The sequence below is a fragment of the Nonomuraea sp. NPDC059007 genome (assembly GCF_042740555.1).
Classification (GTDB): domain Bacteria; phylum Actinomycetota; class Actinomycetes; order Streptosporangiales; family Streptosporangiaceae; genus Nonomuraea.
On sequence record NZ_JBHYJD010000025.1, the window covers coordinates 21,978 to 36,822 of the forward strand.

15 protein-coding genes are annotated in these 14,845 nt (G+C 71.0%); 8 read left to right on the plus strand and 7 right to left on the minus strand.

Annotation, left to right across the window (positions count from 1 at the left end; genetic code table 11):
* Positions 1-78: 78 nt before the first annotated feature.
* Entirely contained in the window at positions 79-933 is an 855-nt protein-coding gene (locus tag ACFWY5_RS34045; protein ID WP_379636772.1) for a MerR family transcriptional regulator, read from the plus strand.
* Here the strand turns inward: ACFWY5_RS34045 and ACFWY5_RS34050 are convergent.
* Positions 930-2,246 (minus strand): MFS transporter, encoded by a 1,317-nt coding sequence (locus ACFWY5_RS34050; protein ID WP_379636774.1) that lies wholly within the window; start codon positions 2,244-2,246, stop codon positions 930-932. The two genes, ACFWY5_RS34045 and ACFWY5_RS34050, sit on opposite strands and share 4 nt — an antisense overlap.
* A 262-nt stretch (positions 2,247-2,508) precedes the next feature.
* Between ACFWY5_RS34050 and ACFWY5_RS34055 the strand changes: the two genes are divergently transcribed.
* Complete coding sequence (locus ACFWY5_RS34055) at positions 2,509-3,036, plus strand: GNAT family N-acetyltransferase (protein WP_379636776.1); 528 nt, start codon at positions 2,509-2,511, stop codon at positions 3,034-3,036.
* Here the strand turns inward: ACFWY5_RS34055 and ACFWY5_RS34060 are convergent.
* From ACFWY5_RS34060 to ACFWY5_RS34080, 5 genes are read right to left on the minus strand one after another with little or no spacing between them, the layout of a single operon-like run.
* Positions 3,033-4,031, minus strand: a complete 999-nt coding sequence (locus ACFWY5_RS34060) for an amidohydrolase family protein (RefSeq protein WP_379636778.1) — start codon at positions 4,029-4,031, stop codon at positions 3,033-3,035. The two genes, ACFWY5_RS34055 and ACFWY5_RS34060, sit on opposite strands and share 4 nt — an antisense overlap.
* Positions 4,028-4,789, minus strand: a complete 762-nt coding sequence (locus ACFWY5_RS34065) for an ABC transporter permease (protein ID WP_379636780.1) — start codon at positions 4,787-4,789, stop codon at positions 4,028-4,030. Before ACFWY5_RS34065 ends, ACFWY5_RS34060 begins: the two co-directional genes overlap by 4 nt.
* Entirely contained in the window at positions 4,786-5,571 is a 786-nt protein-coding gene (locus tag ACFWY5_RS34070) for an ABC transporter ATP-binding protein (RefSeq protein WP_379636782.1), read from the minus strand. Before ACFWY5_RS34070 ends, ACFWY5_RS34065 begins: the two co-directional genes overlap by 4 nt.
* Entirely contained in the window at positions 5,571-6,317 is a 747-nt protein-coding gene (locus ACFWY5_RS34075; protein ID WP_379623071.1) for an ABC transporter permease, read from the minus strand. The genes ACFWY5_RS34070 and ACFWY5_RS34075 overlap by 1 nt, the downstream gene beginning before the upstream one ends.
* The gene (locus tag ACFWY5_RS34080) at positions 6,314-7,282 is read right to left on the minus strand and encodes an ABC transporter substrate-binding protein (RefSeq protein WP_379636784.1); all 969 of its coding nucleotides are present in this window, start codon (positions 7,280-7,282) and stop codon (positions 6,314-6,316) included. The genes ACFWY5_RS34075 and ACFWY5_RS34080 overlap by 4 nt, the downstream gene beginning before the upstream one ends.
* A gap of 156 nt (positions 7,283-7,438) precedes the next feature.
* Between ACFWY5_RS34080 and ACFWY5_RS34085 the strand changes: the two genes are divergently transcribed.
* Positions 7,439-8,449 (plus strand): LacI family DNA-binding transcriptional regulator, encoded by a 1,011-nt coding sequence (locus ACFWY5_RS34085; protein ID WP_379636786.1) that lies wholly within the window; start codon positions 7,439-7,441, stop codon positions 8,447-8,449.
* A gap of 68 nt (positions 8,450-8,517) precedes the next feature.
* The gene (locus ACFWY5_RS34090; RefSeq protein WP_379636788.1) at positions 8,518-9,558 is read left to right on the plus strand and encodes a LacI family DNA-binding transcriptional regulator; all 1,041 of its coding nucleotides are present in this window, start codon (positions 8,518-8,520) and stop codon (positions 9,556-9,558) included.
* Here the strand turns inward: ACFWY5_RS34090 and ACFWY5_RS34095 are convergent.
* Positions 9,553-10,713, minus strand: a complete 1,161-nt coding sequence (locus tag ACFWY5_RS34095; protein ID WP_379636791.1) for a Gfo/Idh/MocA family protein — start codon at positions 10,711-10,713, stop codon at positions 9,553-9,555. The two genes, ACFWY5_RS34090 and ACFWY5_RS34095, sit on opposite strands and share 6 nt — an antisense overlap.
* A gap of 144 nt (positions 10,714-10,857) precedes the next feature.
* On the opposite strand from ACFWY5_RS34095, the gene ACFWY5_RS34100 reads away from it, so the two are divergent.
* From ACFWY5_RS34100 to ACFWY5_RS34115, 4 genes are read left to right on the plus strand one after another with little or no spacing between them, the layout of a single operon-like run.
* Positions 10,858-11,616 (plus strand): SDR family NAD(P)-dependent oxidoreductase, encoded by a 759-nt coding sequence (locus tag ACFWY5_RS34100; RefSeq protein WP_379636793.1) that lies wholly within the window; start codon positions 10,858-10,860, stop codon positions 11,614-11,616.
* Positions 11,613-13,172: an acyl CoA:acetate/3-ketoacid CoA transferase gene (locus ACFWY5_RS34105; protein ID WP_379636795.1), complete on the plus strand. Its 1,560-nt coding sequence runs from the start codon at positions 11,613-11,615 to the stop codon at positions 13,170-13,172. Before ACFWY5_RS34100 ends, ACFWY5_RS34105 begins: the two co-directional genes overlap by 4 nt.
* Before the next feature lies 1 nt (position 13,173).
* Positions 13,174-13,947, plus strand: coding sequence for an enoyl-CoA hydratase/isomerase family protein (locus tag ACFWY5_RS34110; protein ID WP_379636797.1), 774 nt, complete (start codon positions 13,174-13,176; stop codon positions 13,945-13,947).
* Complete coding sequence (locus tag ACFWY5_RS34115) at positions 13,947-14,792, plus strand: shikimate dehydrogenase family protein (RefSeq protein WP_379636799.1); 846 nt, start codon at positions 13,947-13,949, stop codon at positions 14,790-14,792. Before ACFWY5_RS34110 ends, ACFWY5_RS34115 begins: the two co-directional genes overlap by 1 nt.
* Positions 14,793-14,845: the final 53 nt, after the last annotated feature.

Here is a 14,845-nt window from a genome sequence, read left to right on the forward strand (position 1 = left end):
AGAGGGGTCGTGGGTTGCACCTTCCGTAGCGGTATGTGATCCCGTGGACCTACGTCCCACTGAGGAAGGCTCCTGCTCATGTACTCGTCCTTCATCCCGCCGCGCCAGGTCAAGATCGGTGACGCGGCGGCCTTCGCCGGCACGACACCGCGGGCGATCCGTCATTACCACGAGATCGGCCTGCTCCCCGAGCCCGTGCGGGGCGGCGACGATCGCCGCCGCTACGGCTACGACGACATGATCCGGCTGTTGTGGATCCGCAGGATGGCCGATGCCGGGATCGCCCTGGACGACATCCGTGCCGCCTTCGCCGACACGGCTTCCGAAGGCGGCGACGACGGCATCGCGAGCGTCCTGGAACGGCTGGAGGAAACCCTCGTCGCCCAGGAAGCGGAACTGCGGCGCCAACGGGCCGCCGTGGTGCGCATGCGTACCGAGGGCAGCAGGATGGGCCTGCTCTCCGACTTCGTCGCCGGCCGCCTCAAGAGCCTGCCCGAGGGCTCCCTGCGCCAGGCGGACCTGGACAGCCTGCTGGTCACCGAGCGGATCTTCGGCCCACTCGGCGCGGCCGTCCAGGCCTCCCGTTTCATCGCCCTGGCCACCCACCCGGACCTGCGGGAGGACTCCGACCGGGTCGATGCCGCCGAGGAGGCACTCGATGACACGATCGCCGTCGACGACCCCCGGGTGGCCCGGGTGGCCGCAGAACGGCACGCCTTCGAAAGGGCGCTGCACGCCGTCATCGAGGACTCCGGCCTGGCGGAGAGCGACGACGCGCTCTGGGATTCCCGTGACGCCCCTGATGAGGCGGAGCAAGGGTCCATGAGCGCGTTCGAAGCCACCGGCAAGATGCCCTACGACCTCTCCCCAGCCCGCCTGCGCTGCATGGAACTGGCCGAAGGGCTCGCCACCCAGGAGGAGAACACGGCCTAAACGCCCCGGGCGATCACCGCGGCGACGGCGAGACCCGCGATCGCCAGCACGCCGCTCGTGACGAACGGGTCGGCGAGGCCGGGAGCGACCCCGAGGCCGATGTACACGGTGATGCCGGTCGAGCCGCCGAGCTGATCGGCCGCGCGCTGCACGCCGGAAGCCACGCCCGCGTCGTTCTCGCCCACCCCGGCCACCGCGGCGTACTGCAGCCCGACGAGCCCGAAGCCCATCCCGGCGGCGATCAGCACCATCGCCGGGATCATCGCGAGCGCGCCCGCTCCGGCGCCCACGACGAGCGCGATGGCCGCCATCCCGAGCGCGGTGCACCCGATCCCCGCGACGGCGCTGCCCCGGGCGCCCCACCGGCCGAGCAGCCGCGGCACGAACGTCGCGGCGGCGACCAGGGCCACCGCGAGCGGCACCAGCGTGAGCCCGGCCGTCAGCGGGCTGAGCTTCAGCCGGTCCTGCAGGTAGTAGGTGAACAGCAGAAACGAGGTGGACAGGGCGGCGCTGAGCAACGCGGTCGCGAGGTTGGCCCTGACCCGCGCCCGGTCGCGGAAGAACCCGGCGGGGATGAGCGGATTGCCCGCGCGGCGTTCGACCGCGACGAACAGCACCCCGGCGAGCACCGCCCCCGCCAGCGCCACGGGCGGCAGCCACGCGAGGCCGGTCTCCCCGGCGACGCCGAACGCGAACAGCAGCGGCGCCGCGGTCAGCAGCAGAGCTCCGGGCAGGTCGAGCGGGACCCGCCGTCCCGGCCGGTCGGCCGGGACGAGCAGGAGCGTGGCGATGAGCACGAACAGGATGAACGGCACCGCCACGAGGAAGACCCAGCGCCACCCGAGCAGGTGCGTGATCACGCCGGAGAGCACGAACCCGAGCACGAGACCGGTGCTCGCGACCGCGGCCCAGACGCCCAGCGCCCGGGACCGGCGCGGCCCCTCGGGGAACATGAGGACGATCACCGCCATGGCCGCGGGCAGGGCGAGCGCCTCACCGGCGCCCTGCAGGAGCCTCGCCACCACGAGCAGGGCGAAGGACGGGGCGAGGCCGGCGAGCAGCGACGCGGCCCCGAACAGGGCCGTGCCGCCGAGCAGGACGCGCCGCCTGCCGAGCACGTCGCCGAGGCGGCCGCCGAACATCAGCAGGCCGCCGCCGGTGATCGTGTATCCGACCACCACCCACGTCAGCTGACGGGCGTCCGCGTGGAACTCGGCGCCGACGGACGGCAGCGCGATGTTGACCACGGTCACGTCGACCGCGATGAGGAACTGCAGCATGGACAGGCAGCCGAGGACCAGCCACGGCCGCACGGAAGAACGAAAAGGGGACGACACAAGAACGCTCCGGTGCGCGAGAGAGATTCGGGCGGCACGAAGCGACGGATCGTTCAGTGGAAGGTGAAGGAGGAACGCCCCGCCGCTAGCGGAGCGTCCTGGTCACGGCGGCGGCAGCCGCGGCAGAAGCGCCAGACATGCCGTGCATGCTACCAGGGGTCCCCCGGTACGGCCCGCCCCGCGAGCCCATGCGAAGCTCAGGAGAGCCGTCCCCACGGAGAGGAACTCGCGCAAGGACATGCCACTGGCCACCGACCGTCTGCTCATCAGGGACTGGTCGGCCGACGACGCCGAGGCGGCGCTGGCGATCTACGGCTCCGCCGACGTCACCCGGTGGCTCACCCCGGCCATGCACCGCGTCGAGGACGTGGCGGGCATGCGATCCGTCCTGCAGGCCTGGCAGGAGGCGCAGCCCAACCTGCTCAAGCCGCGCGGCCGGTGGGCGGTCCAGCTCCGTGAGGGGGGCGAGGTGGTGGGCGGGCTGAGCATCCGGCTGCTCCCGCCGTACGAGGAGGACCTGGAGGTGAGCTGGCAGCTGGACCGCAGGGCGTGGGGCCACGGCTACGCCACCGAGGCCGCCCGCGCGCTCATCGCCTGGGCGTTCACCCAGGACGTGGACGAGTTGTTCGCCGTCGCCCGCCCGGCCAACCGGCGCGCCATCGCCACGGCCGAGCGTCTGGGCATGCAGTGGGTGGGCGAGACGTCCAAGTACTACGACCTCACCCTGCAGGCCTATCGCATCCGCCAGGGCGACCTGTCCGGCTAGAGCCCGATCATGGACCTGATGTTGAGGTGGTAGATCCGGTCGCGGGCGTCCGGGGAGAGGCCGAGCGAGCCGATCGCCTTGATCGTCTCGCGGATGTACATGGGCCCGCCTTCCGGGTCGAACGGGCAGTCGGTGGCGAACAGCACGTGCCCGGGACCGAAGAACTCGAGCCCGCACCGCATCCCGATCGCGGAACCCGACAACGCCGTGTCGGCGTAGAAGTTACGGAAGTACTCCAGGAGCCCCTTGGGCAACGTCTCGTCGAGCACCTCCCCCTCGGTGCGGCTGCCGAGCTGGTCGCTCCACCCCAGTCCGATCCTGCCCTCCAGGTAGGGGATCATCGCGCCCATGTGATGCGTGATGATCTTGATGCCCGGATGGCGTTCGAACAGGCCGGAGAAGACCAGCCGGGACATGGCCACACTCGTCTCGTACGGCCAGCCCAGCGCCCACCAGATCTCATACCGGGAGGCGTCCTCGGTGGCGTAGTCGGCGAAGGCGGCCCCGCGGGCCGGGTGCATCCAGATGGGCAGGTCACGCCGGGCCATCTCGTCGAAGACGGGACGGAACGCCGGATCGTCCAGTGGCCGGCCGCTCACGTTGGTGAACACCTGCACGCCGCGGGCGCCGAGGTCGTCGATGGCGTACGCGAGCTCGGCCATGGCCGCGTCCGGGTTGTTCATCGGCAGGGAGGCGACGAAGGCGGGGAAGCGCTCCGGGTGCTCGCGGCACAACTCCAGCATCGACTCGTTGGCCAGCCTGGCCAGTTCGGGCGAGTCACGCGGCCCGGCGAGCAGTTCGATCGGCGGCGAGGACAGCGTGAGGATCTGCTGGTAGCCGTCGCCGAACTCCTCCATCATCCGCAGCCGCGCCTCGACGTCGTGCAGCGCGGTCAGTTCCAGCCAGCGCTTGAGCGCGCCGGGGTCGACGGCGAGTTCGCGCATGCGCTCGAAGTAGGGCGCGGGCAGGATGTGGCTGTAGGCGTCGATCTTCATTGACTTCCTCTCGAGGTTTGCGGAACCCAGCCGGTCAGCCTGCGGTCCACGGCCTGGACCAGCCAGACCGCGCCCAGGGCGACGGCGATGATGACCAGCAGCACGGCCAGCACGCTCGCGCTGTCGAAGCGCCCTCCGGCCTCGGTGACGATGTGGCCGAGGCCGACCACGGCGATGAACATCTCGCCGTTGATCATGCCGGTCACGGCTCTGCCGACGCCGAGCCGTACCCCTGCCATGATCATTGGCGTCGCGGCGGGGAGCAGGACCCGCAGCAGGATCTGGCGCTCGCTCGCGCCGTAGGAGCGAGCCATCTCCACCAGGTCGGCGGGCACCGTCTGGATGGCGGACGCGGTGTTGATGATGACGACGAACAGCGCGTACATGATCACGACCGCGATGATCGAGGCGCGCCCGTCTCCCAGCAGGGAGAAGAAGATCGGCGCGAAGACCAGCGCGGGGGCGGTGAGCAGGGCGTAGACGTACACGCCGAGGGCGGCCTCCACCTTGCGGTAGCGGCCCATCGCGACGCCCACGAGCAGCCCGGCGACCAGGGAGATCGCGAAGCCGATCAGCAGGTTGACGAGGCTGTCGGCGACGCTCCGGAAGATCTCGCCGTCCACCGCCATCTCCGCCAGGCGGGCGGCCACGGTGCTCAGCGGCGGGAAGAACGGCACGCCCGACAGCCGGCCGATCAGTTCCCAGGCGACGGCCCCGGCGGCCAGGCTGATGAGGGCGGCGGGGATGCGGGTTCTCATCGTGCCGCCCGGTGCTCTTCGTGCATGTCGCGCAGCCGGTCCCAGAGGTAGGCGGTGATCTCGGCGTACTCGCCGGAGCGTTCGAGCGCGCCCACGTCGCGGGAACGCGGCCGCAGCAGCGGCACCGGCACGATCTCGGCGATCTGTCCCGGGCGGGCGCTCATCAGCACCACCCGGTCGCCGAGCAGCACCGCCTCCTCCATGCTGTGCGTGATGAACACGACGGTCAGCCGGCTTTCCTCCCAGATCGACAGGAGCTCCTCCTGCAACAGCCGCCTGGTCTGCTCGTCGACGGCGCCGAACGGCTCGTCCATCAACAGCACTCTCGGCTGTACGGCCAGCGCCCGCGCGATCCCCACCCGCTGCTGCATGCCACCGGACAGCTCGGCCGGACGCTTGGTCTCGAACCCGGCCAGCCCCACCATGGCGATCAGCGCACGGGCACGCTCCTCGCGCTCGGCCTTGCCGGCGCCGCGCAACTCCAGGCCGAAGGCGACGTTGTCCAGCACGGTCGCCCACGGCAGGAGGGCGAAGTTCTGGAAGACCATGCTGCGATCGGGACCGGGACCCCGCACCGGCGCGCCGTCGACGCGGATCTGCCCGGAGTCGGCGGGGACGAGCCCGGCGACCGCCTTCAGCAGCGTCGTCTTCCCGCAGCCGCTGGGGCCCAGCACGGTCAGGAACTCGTTCTCCGTCACGTCGAGATCGACGTCGCTCAACGCCTGTACCCGGCCGCCGTCCTGGCCGACGAAGCTCTTGCTCAGTCCACGGATCTCTATCATCAGACGCTCCTTCCGGTGAGCTTGCGTTCGCCCCAGCGGGCCACGGAGATCAGCAGGAGCGCCTCCGCCAGGATGATCACGATGGTCGCGTAGAGCTGTGGCGCCTTGAGCAGGCCGCGGTACTCGAGCATCAGCCCGCCGAGCGCGGTGGAGACCATGAGCAGCTCGACGAGCACCATCCCGGTGACCGCGCGGCCGATGCCGAGCCGGATGCCGGTCATGATCGCCGGCAGGGCGCCGGGCAGGAGGACGCGGGTCCAGATCCGCCGTTCGCTCGCGCCGAAGCTGCGCGCCATCTCGATCAGCGACGGGTCGACCTGCCTGACGCCCGCGCGGCTGTTCACCACCACCATCACGATCGCGAAGATCGCGACGAGGATGACCCGTGCGGCCAGGCCGTACCCCACCGACATCCCGAGCAGGGGGATGATCGCGGCCATCGGCGTGACCAGCAGGATGTTGAGGTAGACGTCGGCGAAGCGTTCGAGCGACCGGAAGCGGCCGAGCACGATGCCCAGTGGCACGCCGATGCCGACCGCGACGGCGAAGCCGAGCACGAGCGCCTGGTTGCTGGCGTACAGCGCCTGCCACAGCTCGGCGCTGCCCAGCAGCTTCACGGCCGCCCCGACGGTCTCCGTGAAGGTGGGGATGAGCAGGCCGCCGCGCACGCGGGCGTAGACCTCCCAGCTCACCGCGAAGATCACGAACGTCAGCAGCTGGTACGGCAGAAGCCCCCGCCTGGTCACGCCGCCGCCTTGATGAACGACAGATCGGTGGCGTCCTTCGCCTTCATCCCCGGCTCGATCACGCCGGCGCGGACGAAGAAGTCGATGGTGACCTGCATGTTGCGCTCCGTCAGTCCCGCCGCGTCGAACAGGCCCGCCTTGACCGAGCGTTCGGCGATCTCGGCCACGTCGCCGATCTCCTCCTCCGGCAGGTGGGTCCGGACGAGGTTCACCAGGTGCCGCGGATCGGCGTTGATCCTGGCGTGCTCGCGCACCAGCGCGGAGACGAACAGCTGCGCCACGTCCCTGTGCTCGGCGAGGAACGCGGTGTTGGCGTAGACCGTCTGGGGACGCAGGTCGGGCAGGGTCTTGCCGAAGTCGACGACCTGGGCGAAGGCGGAGTCGCCCGAGCGCTCCAGGGCCACCACGTCGGCCAGCTCCAGCGCCGTGGCGTCGATCTCGCCGGCGACCAGGGCCTGGGCGCGCACGTCCGATCCGCCGATGGTCAGGTACTCCGGCTTGCGGTCTCCGGTGCACTGCGTGCGTACCCACTCCTCGGTCATCGCGGTGGCGACCGCGCCCCGGCTGAAGATCCCGAACGGCCGGCCGTTCAGTTCGTCACAGGTGACCCGGGACTTGCCGTAGATCGCCCACTGGTTGCCGATCGCGTCGGCGATGATCCGGATGGGCGCCTCCTGCTCGATGGCGCTCAGCGCGGGGCTGGTCGCCTCGGCGGAGATCGCGTACGCGCCCTCGGCCAGGCCCCCGATGGCCAGTTCCGGCTCCGCGAGCTCCACCACCTCGACCTTGTGGCCCGCCTGCCTGACCACGTCGGCGGCGGCGAGAATCGGCACGGTGGTGATGTCCGGCTCCGTGACGGCGATCGAGAACGAGAGGGTCCCGTCCGGGTTGGTCTCGGTCCCCCGAACGCCGCACGCGGCCAGTGCGGACATCACCGCCAGCGCCGCGAGCCTCTTCAGATGCATAATGCTCCTTGTCAACGGCTAGGCAAACGTATGCCTAACGGCAGCATAGAGAGAAGGATCGGGCCGCCGTCAAGGGCGTTCTTCGCGGCAAATGTCAGATTCGCCCGCTGACCTCGGATGACGCAGGCAAACGTTTTCCTCGCTATGCTGAGTGCCGTGAGCTCATTGGTGGAAGTCGCACGAGCGGCCGGCGTCTCCGTGTCGACAGCGTCACGGGTGCTGACCGGCTCCAGTCACCCGATCTCGGCCAAGACCCGCGCCAAGGTCATCGCGACCGCGGAGAAGCTCGGCTACTCGCCCAGCGCTCTCGCGCGGGCGCTGGTGTCGCGCAGCAGCAGGCTCATCGGCGTCCTCGTCAGCGACATCGTCAACCCCTACTTCTCCGTCATCGCCCGCGGCATCGACGACGTCGCCAGCCGCGCCGGATACGTCACCATGCTGTCCAACGTCGACCGGCGTACCAGCACGGAGATCAGCAGGCTGCGGACCATGCGCGACTACCGCGCGGCCGGGGTGATCATCGCCGGTAGCGGCTTCGAGGACGATCCGCTCGCGCCGGACCTGACCGAGGCGGTACGGCAGGCGAAGGCGCAGGGCATCCAGGCCGTCTCCCTGACCGCCCGCGACCTCGGCTGCCCGGTCATCACCGCCGACAACGAGGCCGCCGCCCGCGACGTCACCGACCACCTCGTCTCGCTCGGCCACCGCCGGATCGCCTTCATCGAAGGCCCGCCGGGCATGACCACGAGCAAGCAACGCCGCGACGGCTTCCTGGCCTGCATGAACGACGCGAACCTGGGCGAGGTGGCGCGATGCCTGCCCGGCGGCTTCGACTTCGAGGCCGGCCATCTGGCCGCCATGCGGCTCATCGCCCGCCCGCCGCTGCCCGACGCCGTCCTCGCGGCCAACGACGAGGCCGCCGTCGGCGCGCTCAACGCGCTGCGGCAGGCCGGCATCGACGTGCCGGGCGAGATCTCCGTCGCCGGCATCAACGACCTCAGGGTCGCCCGGTTCGTCGGCCTCACCACGGTGAGCCTGCCGCTGTACGAGATGGGCGCCATGGCCGCCCAGCACGTGATCGACGCCCAGCCCGGCGACGCGGCGACGACCCTCCTGAGCCACCGCGTCATCCCCCGGGAGACCACCGCCCGGCGGCCGACCGGCTAGGCGTCGGCGTTCCTGCCGGAGGGTCGAGTATCTTGTGCTCGCGCTCGCAGTTCACGGGAGGAACACGGATGTCGTCTGAAGGACGCCGGGTCCGGCTTCAGGACGTCGCCGACCACGCCGGCGTCTCCCTGGCCACCGCCTCGCGCATGCTGAGCGACTCCGACTACAAGGGCAGGGCGGCCCTGCGCGACAAGGTCGTCGCCTCCGCCGCCGAGCTCGGCTACCGGCCGAACCTGCACGCGCGCGCCCTGGCCAGCTCGACCTCGACCAGTGTCGGGCTCGTCGTGCACGACGTGCGGGACGCGTACTTCGCCATGATCGCCGGAGGGGTGATCAAGGCGGCCGAGGCGCACCGGCTGCTGGTGACCATGGTGTGCACGTACCGGGACCCGCGGCAGGAGCTCAGCTACGTCAGCCTGCTGAGCACGCAACGCCCCCGCGCGATCATCCTGGCGGGCAGCTCCTTCGCCGACCGGGCGCACACGGCCGCGATGACCGCGCAGCTGTCGGCGTACCAGGCCGACGGCGGCGCGGTCGTCTCGGTGACCCGCGGGCGCAGGATCGGTCATCTCGTCGAGGTGGACAACGTCGAGGCCACCCGCCGGCTCGCGCACCTGCTCGCCGACCTGGGCCACACCTCCTTCGGCGTGATCTCCGGCCCCGCCAAGCTGATCGCGGTGCGCGACCGCATGCACGGTTTCCGGCTCGGCCTGCAGGACCGGGGCATCGAGCTGGCGCCCGACGCGATCGTGCACGCCGACATGTCGCGGGACGGCGGCGCGCGGGCCGCCCGCCGCCTGCTCGACCGCCCCGGCCGGCCGACCTGCCTGTGGGGGGTGGCCGACGTGGTGGCGGTGGGCGCGATGGCCTGGGCCAGGAGCAACGGGCTGCGCATCCCCGAGGACGTCTCTGTCGCGGGCTTCGGCGGCACCCCCTTGGCCTCCGACGCCGTACCGGCCCTGACCACCGTGGAACTCCCGCTCGAACGTATCGGCAGGACCGCGCTGGACCTCGCGCTGCTGCCCCTGGACGAGCCGCGGCACACCGTGGAGATCGGCGGGACCGTGCTCATGCGCGACAGCACCGCCCCCGCCGTCAGGGGCTCATGACGACGGGACCGTGAGCTCCGGGACGTCGATCCAGCGGCGCTCGCGCCACGAGCGCATCGCGAGCTCGGCGAGCTGGACGCCCTTGGCCCCTTCCAGCAGGTCCCAGGGGAACGCGGCGTCCTCGGCGACGTGGCGCAGGAACATCTCCCACTGCGCGCGGAAGGCGTTGCCGTACTCCTCGTTGTCGGGGACCGGGGACCAGCCGCCGCGGAAGTCGATCGGGTTGGGGATGTCCGGGTTCCACACGGGCATCGGGGTGGCGGCGCGCGACTGGATCCGGCACTCGCGCAGCCCGGCGACGGCGCTGCCGAGCGTGCCGTCGAGCTGCCACTCGCCGATCTCGTCACGGTAGGGGCGGGTCGCCCACGACGTGGTGAACTGCGCCAGGACGCCGTGGTCGAACTGGAACAGGCCGTAGGCGGCGTCCTCGGCCGTCGCCACGTACGCGTTGCCGTCCTCGTCCCAGCGGCTCGGGATGTGGATCTCGCCGTGGCACAGCACCGACCTGACCGGGCCGACGATGTCGTCGAGGACATAGCGCCAGTGCGGGTACATGTCCAGGATGAGGCCGCCGCCGTCCTGCCTGCGGTAGTTCCATGAGGGCCTGTTGATCGGCTGCCAGTCGCCTTCGAACACCCAGTAGCCGAAGTTGAGCCGGAAGCTGAGCAGGTCGCCGAAGAATCCGCCGTCGACCAGCCGCTTCAGCTTGCGGATTCCCGGCAGGAACAGCTTGTCCTGCACGACGCCGTGCTTGACGCCCGCGGCCTCGGCGAGCCTGACGAGGTCGAGGGCGTCCGCCAGGTCACCGGCGGTCGGCTTCTCGCAGTAGACGTGCTTGCCCGCCGCGATCGCCTTCCTGACCGCCTCGGCGCGCAGGTTGGTGACCTGGGCGTCGAAGTAGATCGTGTCGTCCGGGTTGGCGAGGGCCGCGTCGAGGTCGGTGGTCCAGCGGTCGATCCCGTACCGGCGGGCGAGGGCCTCGACCTTGGCGGCGTTGCGGCCGACGAGGATCGGGTCGACCGTGAGCGTCCGCCCGTCGGAGAGGGTCAGCCCGCCCTGATCCCTGATCGCGATGATCGACCTGTCGAGGTGCTGCCGGGTTCCCATGCGCCCGGTGACGCCGTTCATGATGATGCCGGCTCGGACCTGATCCATGAGCGCTCCTTTGACTTGAATTGCAAGCGCTTTCTATCCATCGAAGCAGCTAGTGTCAAGGCTGTCTTGAGTCTTGCGTGTGTTCAATTTTCATGAGAACGTGCGGAAAATTGAAAGCGCTTCCCGATGAAAGGTGCTGGTCTCATGCCATCGACACCCCTCCTCGACCGGGTCGTCCTGGTCACGGGAGGCGGCCGGGGAATAGGACGATCCGTCGCCCTGGCCGCCGCCCGCGACGGCGCGCACGTCGCCGTCGCCTACCACTCCAGCCGGGCCGGAGCCCACGAGGTCGCCGAGAAGGTCCGGGCGATGGGCCGCGACGCCGACGTCCGGCCGTGCGACGTGTCGGTGCGCGAGGACGTGTTCGCCCTGGCCGCCTGGGCCGGGGCGCGCTTCGGGCGCGTCGACGGCCTGGTCAACAACGCCGGAATCCTCATGGAGTCGGACTTCCTCGACATCACTCCCGAGCAGTGGGATCTGGTCCTCAGGACGGATCTGTCCGGGATGTTCCATGCGAGCCAGGCCGTACTTCCCGGCATGCTGGAACGCGGCTCCGGCTCCATCGTCAACATCGCCTCCAGGCTCGGCCAGATGGGCTGGGCCGGAGCCGCGCACTACGCCAGTGCCAAGGCAGGCGCGATCGCGCTGGCCAAGTCGATCTCGCGGGAGTTCGGTTCGCGCGGCATCAGGGCCAACGCCGTGTCGCCTGGCGTCACCAACACCGCGATGGGGCGCACCGTGATGGAGGGCGAGGTCGGGCGCAAGCGCATGGCCGAACTTCCGCTCGGCCGCTTCGCCGAGCCGGAGGAAGTGGCCGAATGCGTGACCTTCCTGCTGTCCGACGGCGCCCGCCTCATGCTCGGCCAGACGCTCAGCCCCAACAGCGGCGGGCTGATGCCATGAGCGCCAAACTCCGCACCATCGCGCAGGCCGTGGCCCTGGTGCCGGACGGCGCCGCCCTGTGGATCGGCGGGTCCGGCGCCGGGCACGGCGTGCCGCAGGCGTTCATCGACGAACTCGCCGCGACCTTCACCCGCACCGCCGCGCCCCGCGACCTGACCACGGTCCGCGTCGTCGGCATCGGCGACTTCGCCCAGCGCGGCCTGTCCCAGCTCGCGCTGCCCGGACTGACCCGGCGCACCATCGGCAGCAACATCGGCAACGAACCCGCCCTCGGCGCGATGGTCGCCGAGGGCGCGATCGAGGCGTACTCCTTCCCCCAGGGCGTGCTGTCGGCCCTGTGCCGCGACATCGCCGCGGGCCGTCCCGGTCATCTCACCCACGTGGGCCTGGGTACGTACGTGGACCCGCGCCAGACCGGCGGACGGCAGAACGCGCGCACCACCGAGGACCTGGTCCAGATCGTCGAGCTGGCCGGGCGGGAATGGCTCTTCTACCCCGCGCTGCCCGTCGACGTCGCGGTGATCCGCGCGAGCACCGCCGACGAGGACGGCAACCTCACCTTCGAGCACGAGCCGATCCTCGGCGACTCCCTCGCGCTGGCGATGGCCGCGCACAACAGCGGCGGCGTCGTCATCGCCCAGGTCGCCCACCTGACGACGCGCGGCTCGCTCCCGCCGAACCGGGTGCGCATCCCCGGCGCGCTGGTCGACCACGTCTACGTCGACGCCGAGCAGCGGCAGACCTACCGCACCGGCTACTCGCCGTACTTCTCGGGTGAGCTGCGCAGGCCGTACGGCACGACAGCCCCCACACCCCTGGACGTGCGCAAGGTGATCGCACGCCGCGCCCTGCTCGAGTTCCGCCGGAACGACATCTGCAACCTGGGCTTCGGCATCTCCCAGCAGATCGGCGCGGTGGCCGCCGAGGAAGGCGTGGCGGAACGGCTGACGCTCACCGTCGAGCAGGGCATCTTCGGCGGCGTGCCCGCGCACGGCCCGGACGGCGGCGCCGGGGTGAACTACCAGGCCCGCCTGGAACAGCCCTCCATGTTCGACTTCTACGACGGCGGCGGCCTCGATGTGGCGAGCCTGTCCTTCGCGCAGGTCGACCGGCACGGCAACGTCAACGTGCACGCCTTCGACGACCGGATGCGCGGCCCCGGCGGCTTCGTCAACATCAGCGCGCGGACCGGGCGGCTCTGCTTCGTCGGCACGTTCACCGCGGGCGGCCTGCGCGTCGATCTGTCCGGCGGCCGGCCCCGTGTCGAACGAGAAGGCGCCCGGCGCAAGTTCGTCGACGACGTCAGGGAGATCAGCTTCAACGGCCCGATGGCGCTGGGCAAGGGCCAGAGCGTCCGCTACATCACCGAACGCGCCGTCTTCGCCCTGACCGCCGACGGCCTGGAGCTGATCGAGGTCGCCGACGGGATGGACGTGGAGAAGGACGTGTTCGCCCACATGGACTTCCGCCCGAAAGTCAGCGAGCACCTGCGCCCCATGGACGCCCGCCTGTTCCGCGCCGCCCGCATGGGGATCACCTTCGGACAAGAGGACTGACATGGCGACGCTGGTCAACGTGACACACGGAACCTGCGCGGAGATCGAGCTGGACAACCCGCCGATGAACGTGGTCTCCCGCGAGCTGACCGGGCAACTGCGCGCCGCGCTGCGCGCCGTCGCCGGCGACGAGGACACCCGGGTCGTGATCCTCCACGGCGCGGGCACGCGGGCCTTCTGCGCGGGCTCGGACATCGCCGAGTTCGACGAGCTGCACGAGCACGTCGCCGAACGCAAACTGCTGCTGGAGAAGCTCGTCTACCGGCAGCTCGCCAGGCTCCGGGTGCCGTCCATCGCGGCCGTCGAGGGATACGCGCTCGGCGGCGGCCTCGAACTCGCGCTCTGCTGCGACCTGCGGATCGCGGGCGACCAGGCCAGGCTCGGCCTGCCGGAGCTCAAACTCGGCGTCCTGCCGGGCAGCGGCGGCACCCAGCGGCTGCCGCGCATCGTCGGCCCGGCCCGCGCCAAGGAGATCATCCTCCTGGGCGAGCCGCTCGACGCCGCCACCGCGCTCTCGATCGGCCTGGTCAACCGCGTGGTACGCGCGGGAACGGCGCTGACCGCTGCCCGGGAGATGGCCGCGACGATCGCCGCGCGCGGGCCGCTCGCCGTACAGGCGGCGAAAGCACTGATCGACCACGCCGCGGACCGGCCGCTGGACGACGGGCTCGCGCTGGAGCTCGACGCGTCGGAAGAGATCTTCTCCACCCAGGACGCACGCGAAGGCGCCCGCGCCTTCCTGGCCAAGCGTCCGCCGGCCTTCAGGAAGTCGTGATGCGCACCGTAGCCCTGTTCGGCAACCCGCTGCGGCGGACCCACTCGGCCGTCATGCACAACGCCGCCTTCGCGGCGTTCGGCATCGACGCCCGCTACGAGCTGCGGGAGGTGCGCGCATCCGACCTGGCCGAGCAGGTACGGCAGGCCAGGGACGAGCATTGGCTCGGCTTCCAGATCACCGCGCCGCACAAACAGGTGATCATGCCGCTCCTCGACGAGATCGAGCCCGACGCCCTGCGGATCGGCGCGGTCAACAGCGTGGAGGCCCGCGCGGACGGGCGGCTGGTCGGCTTCAACACCGACGTGAGCGGCTTCATGACGGCGCTGCGCGAGCACGTGGGCACGGACCTGCGCGGCGCCGAGGTCGTCGTGGCGGGCTCGGGCGGTGTCGGCCACGCCGTGTCGTACGGCCTGGCCAAGGACGGAGCCGGCCTCACCGTCCTCGACCTCGACGCCGCGGACGCGCGCAGACTCGCGGCCAGGTTCGGCGATCTGGCGGCGATCGAGCCGATGGCCTTCGCCGATCCGCGCGTACGCGATCGCCTGGCCGGAGCGGACCTGTTCGTCAACGCCACATCGGTCGGCATGCTCACCCCGGGCCCCGTGGTGGACGTCGGCCTGCTCTCGCCGCGCGCGGCGGTGTTCGACGTGGTCTACCTCCCGCGGCTGACCGAACTCGTGCGGCGGGCCAGCGCGCGGGGCATGCGCGCGGCAGGGGGCGCCGGCATGCTGGTGGCCCAGGCTGCCGCGGCCTTCAGCCGCTGGACGGGCGCGGGCGACGCCACCGCCGTGATGCGGGCGGCCGTCGAACCACTGCTGCGCCGCGACGACCTGGCCCCCTGAAGCGCCTTACGGCCGGCGACCGCCCCCCGGCCGCGGTTCTTCCTCCTTCCTTC

What these genes read in the sequence shown, in the direction of transcription:
- ACFWY5_RS34045 (WP_379636772.1), top strand. Translation starts at nt 79, where the DNA reads ATGTACTCGTCCTTCATCCCGCCGCGCCAGGTCAAGATCGGTGACGCG.
- ACFWY5_RS34055 (WP_379636776.1), top strand. Translation starts at nt 2,509, where the DNA reads ATGCCACTGGCCACCGACCGTCTGCTCATCAGGGACTGGTCGGCCGAC.
- ACFWY5_RS34060 (WP_379636778.1), bottom strand. Translation starts at nt 4,031, where the DNA reads ATGAAGATCGACGCCTACAGCCACATCCTGCCCGCGCCCTACTTCGAG.
- ACFWY5_RS34065 (WP_379636780.1), bottom strand. Translation starts at nt 4,789, where the DNA reads ATGAGAACCCGCATCCCCGCCGCCCTCATCAGCCTGGCCGCCGGGGCC.
- ACFWY5_RS34070 (WP_379636782.1), bottom strand. Translation starts at nt 5,571, where the DNA reads ATGATAGAGATCCGTGGACTGAGCAAGAGCTTCGTCGGCCAGGACGGC.
- ACFWY5_RS34080 (WP_379636784.1), bottom strand. Translation starts at nt 7,282, where the DNA reads ATGCATCTGAAGAGGCTCGCGGCGCTGGCGGTGATGTCCGCACTGGCC.
- ACFWY5_RS34090 (WP_379636788.1), top strand. Translation starts at nt 8,518, where the DNA reads ATGTCGTCTGAAGGACGCCGGGTCCGGCTTCAGGACGTCGCCGACCAC.
- ACFWY5_RS34095 (WP_379636791.1), bottom strand. Translation starts at nt 10,713, where the DNA reads ATGGATCAGGTCCGAGCCGGCATCATCATGAACGGCGTCACCGGGCGC.
- ACFWY5_RS34100 (WP_379636793.1), top strand. Translation starts at nt 10,858, where the DNA reads ATGCCATCGACACCCCTCCTCGACCGGGTCGTCCTGGTCACGGGAGGC.
- ACFWY5_RS34105 (WP_379636795.1), top strand. Translation starts at nt 11,613, where the DNA reads ATGAGCGCCAAACTCCGCACCATCGCGCAGGCCGTGGCCCTGGTGCCG.
- ACFWY5_RS34110 (WP_379636797.1), top strand. Translation starts at nt 13,174, where the DNA reads ATGGCGACGCTGGTCAACGTGACACACGGAACCTGCGCGGAGATCGAG.
- ACFWY5_RS34115 (WP_379636799.1), top strand. Translation starts at nt 13,947, where the DNA reads ATGCGCACCGTAGCCCTGTTCGGCAACCCGCTGCGGCGGACCCACTCG.